The sequence below is a fragment of the Streptosporangium sp. NPDC048886 genome (assembly GCF_055586905.1).
In genome coordinates this window covers 17,909-35,903 of sequence record NZ_JBVJHH010000031.1, presented here as the reverse complement: position 1 = coordinate 35,903, position 17,995 = coordinate 17,909, and the positions used below count along the sequence as shown (strand labels likewise).

Sequence of the window (17,995 nt, the reverse complement as noted above, 5' to 3'; positions counted from 1 at the left end):
CGGCAAGGGTGACCACCATGACAGACGACCTGAACGTCCGGCTCGCTCGGGGCGACGATGCGGCGCTGACCGAGTGCTTCCGTACGCATGGCCCCCTCCTCCGCTCCTACCTGCGGCGATTCGTCCCCCCGCAGGAGGTCGAAGACCTGCAGCAGGTCGTCTTCGCCGAGGTGTGGCGCTGCCGGCACCGCTTCGACCCGGCACGCAGCCTCACGGCGTGGCTGATCGGCATCGCGCACAACCGGGCGGTGGACCACCTGAGGGCGCGCACTCCGCAGACAGTGCCGCTGGACGGGGTGGCCGACCCGGCAGGCACCGACGGCCGGACCCACGGGGACGGCCTGGCCGAGCGCGACCAGGTCCAGCGGGCGCTGGCCGAGCTCCCGGCCCCGCAGCGCCAGGCCATCGAGCTGGCCTACTACGGCGAGCTGACCCAGCGGGAGATCGCCGAGAGGCTGAGCGTGCCGCTGGGCACCGTCAAGGCCCGCACCGCCCGCGGCCTGCGCCGCCTGTCGGACCTCCTCGCCCAGGTCGCGGCATGAACGGCCAGGTCAGACCTCGGGTCGCGGTGTCGAGCTGCCTGATGGGCGAGCTGGTGCGCTTCAACGGCGGCCACAGCCGCGACAGGTTCCTCAGCGGGGAGCTGGACCCCTATGTCGACTGGGTGCACATCTGCCCGGAGGTGGAGATCGGCCTCGGCGCCCCGCGCGAGTCCCTCCGCCTCGAACGCTCCCCCCGGGGACCGCGCCTGGTCACCAGGAAGACCGGGGTGGACCTCACCGACCGGATGGCGTCCCTGGCCGCCGGTCGGGCGGGCGCCCTCGACGTGGACGGCTACGTCTTCAAGTCCAGAAGCCCCAGCTGCGGAGTGCACGGCGTCCCTCTCTACGCGGGTGACATGGCCGTGGACCGCAAGGGCAGGGGCGTGTTCGCGGCCCGGATCCTCGACGCCCACCCGCTGCTGCCGGTGGAGGACGAGGGGCGGCTGAACGACGCGCTGCTCCGTGAGACCTTCGTGGAGCGGATCTTCGCCCAGGCCAGGCTCCGCGCGCTGCTGGAGGACGACTGGCGCGCACGCGACCTGGTCGCCTTCCACTCCCGGCACAAGATGCAGATGCTGGCCCATGACCCCGAGGTCTACCGCGAGGCGGGCCGGGTGGTGGCCCGGGCGGGTCTGCGCCCCCGCGAGGAGCTGGCCGCCGACTACGCCCGCGCGTTCGGCACGGCCTTCGCCAGAAAGGCGAGCATCGGCCGCCACGTCAACGTGCTCCAGCACTGCATGGGCATGGTGAGCGACGCGCTGGACCCGACCCGGCGGGCCGACCTGGCCGAGGTCATCGCCTCCTACCAGGCCGGACAGGTGGCGCTCAGCGTGCCGGCCACCCTGATCCGCCATCACGCGCGCGGCGCGGCCGCGGCGTATCTCCGGGACCAGACATACTTCTCGCCGTACCCGCAGGAGCTGCGCCTGCGCAACCACGTCCCCGCCTGAGCCGCCGGCCCCGTCGCCGCGTCCACCGCTCCCCCGCCGCCGGAGGACCGTGGGCCCGCCGTACCGCCGGGATGTGGCCATATCGATACGGGCCGACCGCGGGAACCGGCTCCCACCGCTTGAACACGCCGACCATCGGATCGAAGATCAGAACGCTGTCGTGCACATTCAGGAGAGGGCGCGGAAAGCATGACAAAATACGATCCCGTGGGAAACGCCCGGAAGATTCACCGGCCCATCGGCGGCCGGCCCGGAGAGGTCGACGACAGGCCGTCCTCCGCCCCGTCCCGGCACCGATGACGCCAGAGCCCGGCCACTGGGCGCCGAACACGCTGATGACGGATCTGGAGCCCACTGTCGGCGGGGCGCTCCTGGCTCTCGGCACCGTACGGCGGTGCGGCCCGGACACGGTCCTGATCCGCCAGGGCGAATGCGACGACCGCCGGGTCTATCTCCTGCAGGCTCCCGGCCCCGGCCGGCCGGCATGCGCGAAGGTCACCCTGGTCTCGGAGTCCGGCACCGAGGCGCTGCTCGGCATCCGGGTCTCCGGCGACCTCGTCGGCGAACTCGCGACACTGCGCGACGCGCCCCGTACGGCCACCGTCACCGTCTGCTCCTACAGCCTGGTCCACATGATCCCGGAGAGGCGGTTCGCCGCCTTCATGGAGCACCACCCCTCCGTCGGCCGCGCGGTCGCCCGGATGGTGGCCCAGCGGCTCGACTGGTCCAACCGCCGCCGGCTGGACCTCGCCGAGGCCACCGTGGCCGAGCGGCTCGCCCGGGTGCTGGTGGAGCTGGTCGACCGGCACGGCTCCCACGACCGGGACGGACACCTGCTCGGAGTGCCCATGTCCCAGATCGAGCTGGGACGGCTCATCGCCGCCGGCCCGGACGCGATCGGCAAGGCCGTGGCCCGGCTGAAGACGCGCGGGCTGATCCGCGGGGGATACCGAGGGGTGACCGTCCTCAATCTTGACGCTCTTCGCAAATATGAAGATATACGACAAAAACCCTCTGAGCGCTGAATGACAGCCAGCATTCCGCGTTAATTACTCAATTCCGTACAAGAGCGGTTTCTATCATCATCGACTGTGGCAAACTACTCCCTCCAACTCCACGATCCCCCTCGGGAGGGCATCCGATTTGTCCAGAAATCACAGGCGTCGGCTGCTGATCAAAACCGATATCGTCGGCTACGGGACACGGGACGACCGAGACCAGCACGTCACCCAACGCAACTTCCTGCACCTGCTGGACGAGGCCGCCGCGGCCGCCGCGCTGAACAGGAAGAAGTGGTTCACCCAGAGCTCCGGTGACGGCGAGTTCGCCATCCTTCCCGACCGCGAGCCGGAGCCGCGGGTCGTGGACGACTTCGTGCGCCACCTCGACGGCGCCCTCGACCGGCACAACGCCGGCGCCCTGCCCGCCACCCGGATAAGGCTGCGCGTCGCCATCCACGTCGGCGTGATCAGCCCGGCCGACAACGGCATCGCCGGAGCGGCGGCGGTCGCCGTCGGCAGGATGGTGGACTGCGACCCGCTCCGCGAGGCGATCGCCGCCGCCGGATCGGCGAACCTCGCGCTCATCGTCTCCGACGAGATCTACCGCGGCACCGTCGCCGCCCGTTTCACCACCTGGCGCGACGGCGACTTCCACGAGGTGACCGTGCGGGTCAAGGAGCTCACCACGCGGGCGTGGATCCATGTTCCCCGAGGCCGCCTCTCCCCCGACACCCCCGGCGCCCCCGCGGGACAGGCCGCCGCGCAGCCCCGCGAGCGGGTCCAGGCGTCCCAGAGCGTCGTCAACGAGTTCCACGGCACCGTGCACACCCAGGGCGGCACCATCGGAATCTCGAACGGCTGACCCTCCCCGTCTCAGGAACGCCCCTGGGAACAACGAACATGTCCGCCCCGGACAGTCTGAGGACGTCTTGAGCACAGACCCATCCGCCGCCCCCGAAGAGCAGGGACCACAGGAAACAGCGGCCGGCAGCCGAGCGGCCGCCCCCGACGCCCCGCCGGACGCCGAGCCGCCCGGCGGAGCCCCCGACGACGGGCCACCGGGCGGAGAGCCGGACGGCAAGGCCGCCCGCCCGGCGCCGGAGGGCCGGATCGACCAGACGGTCTTCCAGACCTTCCTGGGGAACGTCCACACCCAGGGCGGCACCATCGGGATCTCCGGCGAGGGGGCGCGGACGCAGAGCCGCCGCGCCTCGGGCAAGGTCTCACCCGCCGACGTCGACTCCGCCGTGCACCGCTACGCGCCACCGGCCCCGCACGCGCACGCCCTGTCCGAGCTGCGCAGGAACCACGCGATCGCCCTGTACGGCGCGGCGGGCCTGGGCAAGCGGACCGCTGCGATCAACCTGCTCCACACGGTCGCCGACGGCCCGCTGGTGACGCTGTCACCGGCGGATCCGCTCGACTGGCTCGCCGAACGCGACTACACCGGAGGGGTCGGTTATCTGGCGTGCGGCCTGGTGAGCTCCGGCGAGCAGACCGAGCTGGCGGACTTCACGCTGGGCGAGATCGCGCGGCGGGTGCAGGAGGCGGGGGCCTACCTGGTCCTCACGGTCGTGACACCTCTCACCGACACGCGGACCGGGTCGATACCGCACATCGGCTGGGACCGCCCCGCCCACCGGGACATGCTCCTGGCGCACGGCGTCGACCCCGCGCAGGTCGCCGCCGCCGCCCAGGCGATCACCTCCGTCCACGACCTGGGCGACGTGGTGCGGTTCGCCGGACAGCTCGCGAGGGGCGTGTCCCTGGAGGAGGCACGCGGCGGCCTCGACCTGACCGGCCGGGTGGCGGCCTGGTTCGAGGACGGCAGGCGGACGGACGAGGAGATCCTGGAGGTCACCGCGCTGCTCTTCATGGTCGGCATGCCCGAGCGCCGTTTCGAGGCCCACCTGGCCCGCCTCAAGGAGCGGACGGCTCCCCTGGCCGGGGAGCCGGAGGGGCCGGAGGGGCCGGTCACCCGCCCCGGCATCCTGGCCACCCGCCGCCCACGGCGCGACGGCGACGCGCTCGTCAAGGTCGAGTATCTGGTGACCGAGATGGACGTCGGCGTCCCCGGCCCGCCACGGCGCTGCCTGGTCTTCCGGGAGTACGGCTACCGCAGGCACGTCGCCGCCGAGCTGTGCGTGCAGTTCGACGACCGCTTCTGGGCGCCGGTCTTCGCCTGGCTGCTGGAGACCGTCCAGATGTCGGGGCCCGAGACACGCCTCCAGATCGCGGCCGGGCTGGCGCTGCTGTGCGGGCACGACTCCTTCGACGCCGTCCGCGAGGTGTTCCTGCAACCCTGGTCGGCCGGTGAGTACGGCCCGCGCTCCTGGGGCACGGTCATCTACGTCCTGTGGTGCATGTGCGTCGAGGACACGACCGCGCCCCTGGCCCTGCGCACGGCGATCCGGTGGTCCCGGAGCGGGGTGGCCCTGCGCAGGCAGGCCGCCACCGAGGCGTTCTGCGGGGAGCTGGGGGTGCGCTATCCCGCCGAGGCCCTGAGCCAGCTGTGGCACCTCATGGAGAACGCGCCGCCCTACGACGGGCGGGAGGCGGTGGCCCGGCTCTACGCCACGCTCGTGTCGGTCGCGGCCCGTGACGCCAGGGTGGTGCTGGACGACCTGGAGATGCGGCTGAGACAGCATCCGCGTCCTGGCAGTCCCGAACTGCTGCGCACGCTGAACGTGGCCCTCGCCGTACTGTCGATCAGGGACGAGACCACCGGGCACCCGGCCGCCGCCCGCCACCTGCTGATGCCGGGCACGCTCCACGGACCGTTCGCCAAGGTCTGGAGCGCCGCCATCGTCAACCGGCCGGCCCGCGCCGCCGCCTTCGCGGCCCTTTACGACGTCCTGCACGCCATGAGCGTGCTCAGTCCTTCTCCGGAGGGGCGGCTGCGCCCGCTGGCCGAGGCCCTGGCCGACAACCTCCCGGAGCACGAGCACGGACTGTTCAGAAGCGAGTTCGAGCGATATGTGAACCGCCGCAGGGATCCGCAGAGCACCGGCCGGCTGCTCCTGACCATCCTGCTGTCGATCTTCGTGCCGAACTCCCGACCGCGCCCCGTGGAGAGCCGATGACCCAGCCGATCACCACCGAACCGTCACCGCCCCCGCCGGCCCCCGCCGGCTATCCGATCACCGCTCTGGACACGCTCGCGCCCACCGCCAGCCGGAACCGGTTCTGGAGGAAGGGGCCGGCCCAACGTGAGCCGGGCGCCGTGCCCTATCCGCTCCCGCACGAGGTCGTCGTCCTGCGTGTCGGCAGGAAGCTCGTGCGCGCCGACGACGGCAGCCCCAGGGACCGCGACCAGGACCTGGCGAACGCCACGAGTTACTGCGTCGTCGACATGACCCGGGAACGGCCCGTCGTCCTGGAGATGCAGGTGCCCTCGGAGGGCGGCCTGCAGGACTTCACGCTGAGGGCGACGTTCGCGTGCACCGTCCGCGACCCGTTGCGGATCGCCGAGGGCGGCCGCCGGGACATCCGGGAGGCCCTGCTCACCTACCTCAAGGGCTGCGACGGGATCCAGCACCTCGGCATGGAGTACGGCATCGAGGCGGTCCGTGAGGCGCACCGGCGGTTCAGGTCGGTGCTGGACGCGTACGCCAAGACCAGACCCCCGATCTTCACCGGCATGATGGTCGAGCTGACGGCGGTGGAGGTGCTGACCCCCGCCGAGATCCTGGAGGAGCAGCGCCGGGACGAGACCCTGCGCAGGCAGCGGGAGAAGGAGCGCGCCCTCGAAGAGGAGAACCTCGCGGCCCAGGCCCACATCGAGAAGCTCCAGCAGGAGGTGGAGACGCAGCGGATCGAACTCCAGGAACGGCTCCACCGGCAGCGGGTCGCCTTCGACCAGGAACGGCAGATCGTCGAGCGGGAGTTCGGCTGGAAGATGCAGTACGACGAGGCCGAGGAGCAGCGGCGGCGCGACTACCGGCAGCGCACCTTCGACATCGACGAGGGCCTGCGCCTGCACGAGGCCGTGGGTGACGACCCCGGAAAGGTCGAGGCGATGACGCGGGTCCAGGGCGGCCTGAGTGCCAGTGATCATCTGACCCGGTCCGACGAGCGCGAACGGCTGCGGCGGGAGGACGAGGCGGAGGAGCGCCGGTGGAGGCGCGAGACGGAGCGGGACAGGAGCCGGTGGGGCCAGGAGTGGGAGGTCACCCGGGCCGAGTGGGAACGCGACGACCGCCGCGACGGGATCCAGTGGGAGCGCAGGCGGCAGGCCGAGGCGCGGCAGCGGGAGCAGGAGCTGGAGGACCGGAAGGCCGCGGCGGAGTCCGCGGCGCGGCGGCGCGCGGAGGAGATCGAGGACAGGGAGGCCGCGGCCCAGCTGGAGCTCGCCCGCATCCTCATCGAGCGGGGCCACGGCGACCAGGGCTCCATGTTCGACCAGGTGCAGCGGCTGGCCGAGGAGATCACCAACCGCAGACGTCCCCTGCGACGTGAGGAGCACGCGGAGATCGACCGCGACGACGCCCGGCCCGCGCTCCGGGACACGCCGGGCCCGGACGAGCGTCGATACTCCGACGAGCGTCGGTACTCCGACGGGCACCGATACGCCGACGAGCACCGGTACGCCGACGGCGACCGCCCCGCCCGGCTGAAGGAGGAAGACATTGGCGATTGAGACGGTGGACCAGGCCACCGGAGCGGGTGGCGGGACACCCCCGCGGGACCCACGCGACGATTACCGCCCGCGAGGGGCGTGGAGCCCCGGCCGCCTGCTCCGCTCCGTCGTCGGGATCGACGAGGTGCTGCTCACCCGGGTGCCGGAGGAACGGCCCCGCTACACCCGCCAGGGCGCGCTGGTGGTGGCCACCGCCGTGATGGCGGCGGTCTCGATGGGGTACGCGCTCCAGTCGGTCTTCGGCGCGCCGTGGCCGGTGGTGATCCTGGTCGCCCTCCTCTGGGGCGTGCTCATCGGGATCCTCGACAGCTGGCTGGTCATCAGCACCAACGGCGTGATCGGCCGGGGACGGCGGCGGATGCTGCTGCCCCGCCTGCTGATCGCCGTGGTGGTCGGTGTGATCATCGCCGAGCCGCTGACGGTCAGGATCTTCGAGTCGGCGATCCTGCAGCGGATCGAGCGGGACTACCAGGAGACCGACAAGACCCTGCGCAGCGACTACGCCTCCTGCTATCCGAAGGCCGGAGAGCCGGCCGCCGATCCGCGGAGGTGCCAGGCGTTCAGGCTCAACCTCCCCAAGCCCAACGACGGCGACGCGCGCAGGACCCTGGAGGCCAAGCGCGCGCAGCTCTCCAAGGAGTTCAACGCCAAGCAGCGGATCCTGGCCCGCAAGCAGCGCGCCTCCGACCTGGAGTGCAACGGCACGCCCGGCCCCGGACGGACCGGCCGGGCCGGCGAGGGGCCGAACTGCGCGAGGCTCCGCGCCGACGTGAACGACTACCGGACCACCAGCAACATCGGGCAGCTGTCCACGGACCTGGCCTCGTTGGACAGGCAGATCATCGATCTCTCCGGCGCCGAGCAGGTCTCCGGCAGGGAGTACGACATCCGGGTCACCGCGGCGATCGACGCGGAGGTGGCCAGGCAGCAGGCGACGCGGCCGGACAGTCCGGGGCTGCTGGAGCGGATGGAGACGCTGGCGGCGCTCTCGGCCGAGAAGAACTCGATCCTGGTCGCCCACGTCCTCCTCACGCTGCTGTTCCTGCTGATCGACTGCTCTCCGGTGCTGACCAAGCTGCTGAGCCGTCCCACCTCCTACGACCGGCGGCTGGCCGAGCAGCTCTCCGACCGGGAGGAGGCCCACACGGTCGATCTGGACCGCGGCAGGCGCGTGCGGCGGGACGCCGACGAGGTCCACGCCCACCAGTCCGAGCTCAAGGTCCGGGAGCACATGACGGCCGCCTCTCGCCGGGCGGGGATCCTGGACGCCAGGCGAGAGGCCGCGATCCGCGCCGAACTCGGCGCGATCGACACCGAGCGCGGCTCCGGACCGGCCGATCAGGGCTGATCAGGTCCCGGTGAGGCGGAGCACCGCCAGGGAGCGGGCCGGGAGGGTGAGGCCGGAGTCCAGGTGGACGCCGGGGTCGGAGGCCAGCACGGCCCTGGCCGGGGCCGTGAGGTCGAGCGACACCGGCGCGGCGCCGAAGTTGACGGCCACCCGGAACCCGCCCCGGTGGACGACCAGCCAGCCCTCGCCGTGCTCGACCCGGACCCGGTCGAGCCTCGGGTCCGACAGGTCCGGATGCGCGCGGCGCAGCGCGATCAGGGCCCGGTACCAGTCGAGATGGGCCCGGTGGGCGTCGTCGTCGAGCTCGCTCCAGTCGAGCTTGGAGCGCAGGAACGTCAGCTCCTCCCCCGGGTCCGGCGCCTTGTCGGCCCAGTCGTCGTAGCCGAAGCCGATGAACTCCCGCCGCCGCCGGTCGGCCTCGCCCTCGCGCAGCTGCGGCTCGACGTGGTCGGTGAAGAACAGGAACGGCGTGCGCGCCCCCCACTCCTCGCCCATGAACAGCATGGGGGTGAACGGCGAGGTCAGCAGCAGCCCGGCGGCCAGCCGCAGCGCCTCCGGCGCCATCCGGTCGCCCTCGGCGCGGTTGCCGATCTGGTCGTGGTTCTGCGCGGAGCAGACGAAGCGGTAGCCGGGGACGTGCCGGGCCGGGCGGCCGTGCGAACGTCCCCGGAAGGACGAGTAGGTGCCGTCGTGGTAGTAGGCCGAGGTGAGCACCTTGGGCAGCGCGCCGGCGAAGTCGTCGTAGTAGCCGTGCCGCTCCCCGGTCACCGCCACGTGCAGGGCGTGGTGGAGGTCGTCGTTCCAGGCGGCCGCCAGGCCGTACCCGCCGGCCTCGCGCGGGGTCATCAGCCGGGGGTCGTTGAGGTCGGACTCGGCGATGAGCGTCAGCGGCCTGCCCACCGCCGCCGACAGCGCCTCCACCTCGGCCGCCATCTCCTCCAGCAGGTGCACGGCCCGCTTGTCGTGCAGCGCGTGCACGGCGTCCAGCCGCAGACCGTCGACGTGGTAGTCGCGCAGCCACTGCAGCGCGTTGCCGATGAAGTAGCGGCGCACCTCGTCGGAGCCGGGACCGTCCAGGTTGACCGCCTGCCCCCAGAAGGAGGAGGCGCTGGAGTGGAAGTAGGGGCCGAACGGGGCCAGGAAGTTGCCGGACGGGCCGAGGTGGTTGTGGACGACGTCGAGGATCACGCCGAGGCCCTGCCGGTGGCAGGCGTCCACGAACCGCTTGAACCCGTCGGGGCCGCCGTAGTTGTCGGTGACGGCCCACAGGTCCACCCCGTCGTAGCCCCAGTTGCGGCCGCCCGGCACCGGCGGCACCGGCATGACCTCGACGAAGTCGACGCCGAGCGTGACGAGGTGCTCCAGCTTCCCGATCGCCGCCTCGAAGGTCCCCTCCGGGGTGAAGGTGCCGATGTGCAGCTCGTAGATGACCGACCCCGGCAGGCCGCGACCGCGCCACAGCTCGTCGCTCCACACGAACCGGTCGTGGTCGTAGACCCGGCTCGGCCCGAAGATCCCCTCGGGCTGCCAGCGGGTCCGGGGATCGGGCAGCGGCTCGCCGCCGTCCAGCCGGAACCGGTAGTCGGTCCCGTGCCCGGCTCCGGGCACCTCCGCCGACCACCAGCCGCCCGCCCCGGCGGACATCGGGTGGCGGACCCCGTCGATCTCCACCTCGACCGCCGCCGCCTGCGGCGCCCAGACCTCGAACATGGGCTACTCCCTCTCCAGAAGCGCGACCGGGTGGGCCGACAGCAGGTGGGCCAGCGGGATCCTGCCGGTGTGCTCGGCGCCGGTCAGCAGGTCGCGCCAGGCGCCGGTCGGCAGCGTGACCGTCTCGTTCCCCCAGCCGCCGCGCCGGGCCAGCCCGACCGGCAGCCGGGTGACCACCGCCACGGCCTGCTCCCCGCGCGCGAAGGCGACCGCGTGCTCGCCGGCCTCCAGCGGGACGTACGGCGCGGCCGGGTCCAGCCGCCGCCGCAGGTTCAGGGCCTGGGTGGTGACCAGCAGCTTGGCCTCGTCCCACGGTGTGCCGGCCTGCCCGGCGAGCATCCGGCGGCGCAGCGCGAAGTCGACCGGGCGCCGGTTGTCCGGGTCGACCAGGGAGAAGTCGGTGATCTCGTTGCCCCAGTAGAGGTCGGGCACGCCCGGGAGCATGAGCTGCAGGAGCTTCTGGCCCAGCGAGTTGGACCGGGCGTGGGGCTCGATCCTGGCCGCGAACTCCGCGACGGAGGCGCCGCACTCATCGATCGCCCGGGTGACGAAGTCGCGGATGCCCGCCTCGTAGGCGGGGTCGGGGGCGGCCCAGGAGATCGAGGTCTTGGCCTCGCGGGCCGCCTTGAACAGGTAGTCGAAGAACCTGTCGGGACCGATGGGCCAGGCCGCCATCAGGTTCTGCCAGGCCAGATAGTCCAGCACCGGGTCGAAGGAGACCTTCGAGGACCACTCCCCGACGGCCGCCGCCCACTCCTCCGGCAGCTCCGACAGCACGGCCAGCCGGGCGCGCACGTCCTCGGAGCGTTTGGTGTCGTGCGTGGACAGCGTCGTCATCGAGGTCGGCGACATCTCCCGGGCGAAGGCGTGGAAGCCCTCCACGGCCCCGTCGAAGTGGTCGGGCTCCCCACCCACCTCGTTCAGGCACGCCAGCGGATACCACCGGTAGAGCGCGGTGTCCTCCACTCCCTTGGCCATCACCGGCCCGCAGGTCTGCTGGAAGCGGGTGACCGCCTCGGCCGGGCCGCGCAGCACCCTGTCGACGACCTCCGCGACCGGGGCGCCCTGGGGCAGCCGGGCCGCGGCGGCCCGCCCGGCCGCCTCGACGATCGCGGCCGACTCCGCGGGCACCGGCTCTCCCGGCACCGCGTAGGCCCGGTAGACCGGCATCGCGGCGAGCAGCTCCACCAGCGTCTCGCGGTCGGAGCCGACGACGGCGTGCAGCCGGTCGACCTCGGCGGCGAAGAATAGCTCGAGGACCTCCCGCTTGGACTGCCCGACCACCGTGGCGTAGTCGTGCGGCATGCCGGTGTGCTTGACGAACAGCTCCAGCAGCGGCCCGGCGCCCGCGGGGTCCACGAACAGCCTGGTGATCCGGTTGAGCACGTCGTAGCCGGTGGTGCCGTCGCAGTCCCAGTCCGCGGGCAGCCGCTCGGAGCCAACCAGGATCTTCTCCGCCACGGTCCACACGCCCGAGGCCGCGCGGAGCCGCGCCAGGTAGCCGCGCGGCTCGGCCAGCCCGTCGGGGTGGTCCACCCGCAGGCCGTCGACGACCCCCTCCGCCACCAGCTCCAGGATCAGCCGGTGGGTGGCGTCGAAGACCTCCGGGTCCTCCACCCGGAGCCCGATCAGCGAGGACACGTCGAAGAAGCGCCGGTAGCCGGGCCCCCGCCGCCAGTCGACCAGCCGGTAGTGGGTGTCGGGCAGGGGGAACTCGTGGTCGTGGTAGCGCAGCACGTCGCCGTCGGCCACCGGCTCGGTGTCGTCGCCGAGCACCGGCATGTTCACCTTGCCGCCGACCCACTCGATGTCGAACCACGGCGCGTACGGCGAGGCCTGGCCGTCCTTGAGCACCGACCACAGCGGCGCGTTGCCCGACTCGGGCACCGGGACCGTCATGTGGTTGGGCACGATGTCGGCGACGATCCCCAGCCCGTGCCCGGCCAGCGTCGCCGACAGCGCCCGCAGGCCCTCGATCCCGCCGAACTCCGCCCGGATCCGGGAGTGGTCGGTCACGTCGTAGCCGTGCCGCGACTCCGGCACCGCCTGCAGGATCGGCGACAGGTAGACGTGGCTGACCCCCAGCTCCCGCAGGTAGGGGGCGAGCGCGGCGACCTCGGCGAAGCCGAAGTCGGGGGTCAGCTGGATCCGGTAGGTCGAGATGGGTCCGGTCGATCGCTCAGACACGCCGCAGCACCCTCACCGACCTGCCGACCACCGGCACGTCCTCGCCCGCCCGGCAGATCCGGGTCTCCACTGTGATCGGCATCGCCGTGTCGATCTCGGTCAGCCACATCTCGCCGTAGTCCTTGGGAATCGTGAATTTGATGACGTCGTGGTGGGCGTTGAACAGCAGCAGGAACGAGTCGTCGGTGATCTGCCGTCCGCGGCGGTCCGGCTCGGTGATGGCGTCGCCGTTGAGGAAGACCGCCAGCGACTTGGCGTAGCCCACGTTCCAGTCCGCGTCGGTCATCTTCTCGCCCTGCGGGGTGAACCAGGCGATGTCGCTGAGGTTGTCCTCCGAACCCCGCACCGGCCGGCCGTAGAAGAACCGGCGGCGCCGGAAGACCGGGTGGTCGGCGCGGAGTTTGGACAGCCGCCGGGTGAACTCCAGCAGCAGCCAGTTCTCCCGGACGTCGGACCAGTCGACCCAGCTCAGCTCGTTGTCCTGGCAGTAGACGTTGTTGTTGCCCTGCTGCGTGCGCCCCAGCTCGTCGCCGTGGGAGATCATCGGCACGCCCTGGGACAGGAACAGCGTGGTCAGGAAGTTGCGCTTCTGCTGCTCGCGCAGCGACTCGATCGTGAGGGAGGCGGGCCCCTCCGCCCCGCAGTTCCAGGACCGGTTGTCGTCGGTGCCGTCCCGGTTGTGCTCGCCGTTGGCCTCGTTGTGCTTGCCGTTGTAGGAGACGAGGTCCTGGAGGGTGAACCCGTCGTGGCAGGTGACGAAGTTGATCGAGGCGGCCGGGCGGCGGCTGTCGTCCTGGTAGAGGTCGCTGGAGCCGGTCAGCCGGGAGGCGAACTCCGGGAGCGAGGCCGGCTCGCCCCGCCACAGGTCGCGGATCGTGTCGCGGTACATGCCGTTCCACTCGGTCCACCGGGCGGGGAAGTTGCCCACCTGGTAGCCCCCGGGGCCGACGTCCCACGGCTCGGCGATCAGCTTGACCTGTGACAGCACCGGGTCCTGCTGGACCAGGTCGAAGAAGGCGCTCAGCCGGTCGACCTCGTGCAGCTCCCTGGCCAGCGTCGCCGCCAGGTCGAACCGGAAGCCGTCCACGTGCATCTCGATGACCCAGTAGCGGAGCGAGTCCATGATCATCTGAAGGACGTGCGGGGAGCGCATGAACAGGCTGTTGCCGGTCCCGGTGGTGTCCATGTAGTAGCGCTCGTCGTTCTCGACCAGCCGGTAGTAGTTGGGGTTGTCGATGCCCCGCATGCTCAGCGTGGGGCCCAGGTGGTTGCCCTCGGCGGTGTGGTTGTAGACCACGTCGAGGATGACCTCGATGCCCGCCTCGTGCAGCGCCTTGACCATCGCCTTGAACTCAAGGACCTGCCCGCCGCGCTGGCCGGTGCTGGAGTAGGCGTTGTGCGGGGCGAAGAAGGCGATGCTGTTGTAGCCCCAGTAGTTCGTCAGCCCCCGCTCGGCGAGCACGTGGTCGGTGACGAACTGGTGCACCGGCATGAGCTCGATCGCCGTCACCCCGAGCGCGGTCAGGTGGTCGATGATCTCCGGGTGCCCGATGGCCGCGTAGGTGCCGCGGATCCGCTCGGGGATCTTCGGATGGTTGATCGTCAGGCCCTTGACGTGCGCCTCGTAGATCACCGTGTCGTGGTACGGCCGGGCGGGTGGCCGGTCGTGTCCCCACCCGAAGAACGGATTGATGACGATCGAGCGCGGGACGAACTCCGCCGAGTCGGTGTCGTTACGGCTGTCCGGCTGCCCGAAGCGGTAGCCGTAGGCCGCCTCGTCCCACTTCACGTCGCCCTCGACCGCCTTGGCGTAGGGGTCGAGCAGGAGCTTGGCGGGGTTGCACCGCAGCCCGCGCGCCGGGTCGTAGGGGCCGTGCACCCGGTAGCCGTAGCGCTGCCCGGGGCCGATGCCGGGCAGGTAACCGTGCCAGACGTATCCTTCGCACTCGGTGAACGGGACCCTGGTCTCCTGGTTGTCGTCGTCGAACAGACACAGTTCGACCCGTTCCGCGGCCTCGGTGAAGAGTGCGAAGTTGGTCCCCGCGCCGTCGTAGGTGGCCCCCAGGGGATAAGGGTCACCCGGCCAGATCTCGATCATTACACCGCCCTTCAGCGGTGAGAAGACATGCCCAATGCTGCCCTAGCCATGCGTGCTTTCCCACCCTCAACACGGCGAGCTCCGTACCCGTTCTCCTTAGGGAAGGTCAAGGATCCTCCGGCCGGCCCATGAAAGGTTCAGCACGTGCGTGACCGGGCTCCCCGCGCGGCGGCGGCCGGGCGTCCCGCTCCGGAGGGCGGCGGATCCGGGCGGGCGGCCGTGTCCCTGGCTCACCGGGCGCGTCCTGTGCGGGGGCCGCGCCCCGGGCTCACCGGGGCGCCGCCCCCCGGGCGGGGAGCCGGGCCAGCAGGTCCCGGAGCGCCGGCCCGTACACCTCCGCCCCGGCGCGGCGGACGAAGTCCTCCGCCGCCCGCAGGTGCGCCCCGGCCCGATCGGGGTCGCCGGCCAGCAGGGCCAGCCTCCCCAGGCACAGGTCGGTCACCGACCAGCCCAGCAACCGGCCCGCGCTGGGCGCCAGCCGGTCGTACAGGACCTGCCCGGCGGCCACGTCGCCGAGCGCCAGGCAGATCTCGCTGACGGCGTCCGAAACGAACCGGTAGGCCAGGTCCGGTCCGACGGAGGCGGAGCCGTCTCGGGAGGAGGCGGCGAACTCCGCCCGTGCCTCGTCGGCCCTGCCCAGGTCGATCAGGGCCAGGCAGCGCAGGATCCGCCAGGACCGCTGGCCGGGGCGGCGGCCGAGCGTCTCGTCGGCCAGCGCGAGCGCCTCGGCGGCCGCGCCCTCCGCCCTCAGCGCGAGGAAGCGGAACACCCCGCTGCGCAGGTGCGCGTCGCCCCGGCCCAGGGCCCCCTCCGGGTGGGCCGCGCCGGACTCCTCGGCCGCGACGAGGGCGTCGGCGAGACGCCCGCCCAGGTAGGACAGGATCGCGCCCTGCCAGGCGGCCAGGCTGACCATCGAGGGGAGCCGGAGCCGGTCGGCGGTCTTCCTGAGCCAGGTCAGCAGCTCGACGGCCTGGCCGGTCCGGCCCAGGGAGAGCAGCTCGACGTATTCGGACTCGCGGCCGACCCACTCGGTGGCCAGGTCGCCGGTGCGGCGGCCGATCTCCACGATCTCGTCGATGACCGCCCGCGCGCCGTCGTGGTCACGGTCGTGCCTGAGCAGCATCTCCAGGACGATCAGCGCGCTGGCCAGGGCCCGGTCGTCGCCGGTACGGCGGGCCAGCCGTACCGCCTCGTGCGCCATCGCCACGCTGCGCTCGACGGGCCGGACCGTGAAACCGGTCATCGCGGCGGCGGCCAGCAGCCGGGCCCGCCACGGCGAGCCCTCGGCCAGCCCGGAGGCGAGGACCCGGTCGATGCGCTCGGCGAGCCGGTCGATGCCGGTCATCTCCTCGTACATGGCCAGATGGATGGGGTCGGAGAAGCCCAGCGCCGCCCGGGCCAGCCGGTTGTCGTCGCCGAGCCCCTCGGCGATCTCCGCGGCGGCCTCCAGGGAGGCGTGGGCCGCGATGCTCATGCCCGCCGCCGCCTGCGCCTCGGCCAGGTCGATCAGGAGGTCGCAGCGGAGCGCGTCGTCGGACCGGGGGAGCCGGTCGATCATCGAGATCGCCTGTTCCAGGTTCTCCACCGCGTCCTCGTGGGCGAACTGCGCCATCGCCTGGGCCGCCGCGCGCCGGGTGTAGCCGATGGCCTTGCCCGCCGTCCGAGGGGTCAGCAGGCCCTCGCGGTAGTGGTGGGCGATCTCGGTGAGACGGGTCCCGCTCCGCTCCTCCATCACCTCGGCGATCCGCGCGTGCAGCCGCCGGCGGCGCAGCGGCGGCAGCCCCTCGCGGAGCACGTCGCGGACGATGTCGTGGACGAACCGGCAGGTCAGACCGTCACCTTCGACCAGCAGCCGGGCCCGGACCGCGGCGTCGACGATGTCGAGCACCCGCTCCTCGGGCAGCTCCACCACCCGGAGCAGGGTGTCGGTCGCCGCGTCCCGGCCGAGCAGGGCCGCGACGGTCAGCACCTCCTCGGTGTCCGGCGGCAGGCCGGCCATCCGGCCGCGTACGACGTCGGACAGGGCCTGCGGGGTCTCCCCCAGTTGCAGGACCTCCCCCAGGAAGAACGGGTTGCCCGCGGTCAGCCGGTCCATCTCCCCGGCCCGGTCCGGATCGGCGCCGGCCCGGCCGAGATACTCGCGGATCTCCTCCTCGCCGAGCCCCCGCAGCAGGAGCCGCCGCACGTGCGGCAGCCGTACCAGCGCGCCGAGGGCGTGCTCCAGCGCCCCGCCGGGGGGCACGTCGGTGTCGCGGTAGGTGGCCACCACGGCCAGCTCCGGGCAGAGCCGGGTGGAGGCGAGGAACTCCAGCAGCCGCAGCGACGACGCGTCGGCCCACTGGAGGTCGTCGAGGACGACCATGAGCCGGCCGTGCTCGTTCAGCAGCCGGGCGAACGCCTCGTAGAACTGGAACTGCCCGGCCGCGGCGAGCTGGTTCAGCTCACCGCCCCTGCCGACCAGCTCCTGTACGGCCTGCGTCCACGGCCAGAAGGGCGGCGTGCCGCTGCCGTCCCAGCAGCGGCCCCACACCACCCGGCGGCCCCGGGAGCGGGCGGTCTCGGCGGCGTGTTCGGCCAGGCTGGTCTTGCCGATCCCCGGCTCCCCGGCCAGCAGCACCACCTGGTGCCCCTCACCCGTGACCGCCAGGTCCAGCGCCTCGGCCTCGGCGTCCCGGCCGACCAGCCGGGCGCGCCGGCGCGCCGCCGTCCGGACCCGGGGCGTGAGGGCGGGATCCTGGGCGAGGATGCGCCGCTCCATCTCCCGCGACCGGGGGTCGGGGTCCAGCCCCAGGTCCTCCACCAGGAGCCTGCGCCCCTCGGCGAGCACGGCCAGCGCGTCGGCCTGCCGCCCGGCCTGGTAGAGGGCGTGGGCGCCGAGCACGCGGAGCCGCTCCCTGAACGGGTGGGCGGCGACCAGCTGGGACAGCGCGCCGGTCAACGTGGCCCCCAGGCCGAGGGCGAGGTCGGCCTCGGCCAGGTCCTCCTCCAGCGCCAGCCGGAACTCGGTCAGCTGGGCGATCTCCTCGGCGGCCCAGGCGGCGCCCGCGAAGTCGGCGAGCGGCTCCCCGCGCCATTCCTCCAGCGCCAGCCGGAGCTGCCGGCCGGCGGCCCCGTGCTCGCCGCCGGCGCTCATGCGCCTGCCCTCGGCCGCCCGCTCACGGGCCCTGGCCAGGTCGAGCGCGGTCTCGGGGATGTCGAGGGCGTAGCCGCCGGGCCTGCTGACCAGGATGGCGGGGGGCACGTCCCGCCGCCTGCCGGGCTCGAAGACGCGGCGGAGCTTGGAGATGTACGCCTGGACGGTGTTGACCGCGCCGGGCGGCGGCCCGTCCTCCCAGAGCGCGTCGATCAACCGGTGCGGTCCGACCGGACGGGGGACGGCGAGCATGCACATGGCCAGCACCGCCCGCTGCTGGTAGGGCCCGATGTCCAACGGCGTCCCGTCGTCGGCGACCACACCGACCGGTCCCAGCACACGAAAGTCCATCCGGCCACCTCGCTCGCGAACTCGGCCGATAGTACC

The 17,995-nt window shown here is 72.4% G+C and carries 11 protein-coding genes; 7 read left to right on the top strand and 4 right to left on the bottom strand.

The window, feature by feature from the left end; all coding sequences use genetic code 11:
* The first annotated feature begins 17 nt into the window (after positions 1-17).
* From ACZ6R6_RS32490 to ACZ6R6_RS32460, 7 genes are all read left to right on the top strand, one after another.
* Positions 18-542 carry an RNA polymerase sigma factor gene (locus ACZ6R6_RS32490; RefSeq protein WP_470099822.1) on the top strand — a complete coding sequence of 175 codons (525 nt, stop codon included), beginning with the start codon at positions 18-20 and terminating at the stop codon, positions 540-542.
* The gene (locus ACZ6R6_RS32485; RefSeq protein ID WP_470099820.1) at positions 539-1,492 is read left to right on the top strand and encodes a YbgA family protein; all 954 of its coding nucleotides are present in this window, start codon (positions 539-541) and stop codon (positions 1,490-1,492) included. The genes ACZ6R6_RS32490 and ACZ6R6_RS32485 overlap by 4 nt, the downstream gene beginning before the upstream one ends.
* Before the next feature lie 296 nt (positions 1,493-1,788).
* Positions 1,789-2,517: a Crp/Fnr family transcriptional regulator gene (locus ACZ6R6_RS32480; RefSeq protein WP_470099818.1), complete on the top strand. Its 729-nt coding sequence runs from the start codon at positions 1,789-1,791 to the stop codon at positions 2,515-2,517.
* Between the two features lie 118 nt (positions 2,518-2,635).
* Complete coding sequence (locus tag ACZ6R6_RS32475; RefSeq protein ID WP_470099816.1) at positions 2,636-3,355, top strand: hypothetical protein; 720 nt, start codon at positions 2,636-2,638, stop codon at positions 3,353-3,355.
* A gap of 67 nt (positions 3,356-3,422) precedes the next feature.
* Entirely contained in the window at positions 3,423-5,576 is a 2,154-nt protein-coding gene (locus tag ACZ6R6_RS32470; protein WP_470099814.1) for a hypothetical protein, read from the top strand.
* The gene (locus tag ACZ6R6_RS32465; protein ID WP_470099812.1) at positions 5,573-7,132 is read left to right on the top strand and encodes a hypothetical protein; all 1,560 of its coding nucleotides are present in this window, start codon (positions 5,573-5,575) and stop codon (positions 7,130-7,132) included. Before ACZ6R6_RS32470 ends, ACZ6R6_RS32465 begins: the two co-directional genes overlap by 4 nt.
* Positions 7,122-8,480: a DUF4407 domain-containing protein gene (locus ACZ6R6_RS32460; RefSeq protein ID WP_470099810.1), complete on the top strand. Its 1,359-nt coding sequence runs from the start codon at positions 7,122-7,124 to the stop codon at positions 8,478-8,480. Before ACZ6R6_RS32465 ends, ACZ6R6_RS32460 begins: the two co-directional genes overlap by 11 nt.
* On the opposite strand, the gene treZ is transcribed toward ACZ6R6_RS32460, so the two are convergent.
* From treZ to ACZ6R6_RS32440, 4 genes are all read right to left on the bottom strand, one after another.
* Positions 8,481-10,190 (bottom strand): malto-oligosyltrehalose trehalohydrolase, encoded by a 1,710-nt coding sequence (gene treZ / locus ACZ6R6_RS32455; RefSeq protein WP_470099809.1) that lies wholly within the window; start codon positions 10,188-10,190, stop codon positions 8,481-8,483.
* A 3-nt stretch (positions 10,191-10,193) separates the two neighbouring features.
* Positions 10,194-12,377, bottom strand: a complete 2,184-nt coding sequence (gene treY, locus ACZ6R6_RS32450; RefSeq protein ID WP_470099808.1) for a malto-oligosyltrehalose synthase — start codon at positions 12,375-12,377, stop codon at positions 10,194-10,196.
* Complete coding sequence (gene glgX / locus ACZ6R6_RS32445; protein ID WP_470099806.1) at positions 12,370-14,475, bottom strand: glycogen debranching protein GlgX; 2,106 nt, start codon at positions 14,473-14,475, stop codon at positions 12,370-12,372. Before glgX ends, treY begins: the two co-directional genes overlap by 8 nt.
* 268 nt (positions 14,476-14,743) lie before the next feature.
* A complete protein-coding gene (locus tag ACZ6R6_RS32440; protein ID WP_470099804.1) occupies positions 14,744-17,959 on the bottom strand; it encodes a BTAD domain-containing putative transcriptional regulator in 3,216 nt (1,071 codons plus the stop codon).
* Positions 17,960-17,995: the final 36 nt, after the last annotated feature.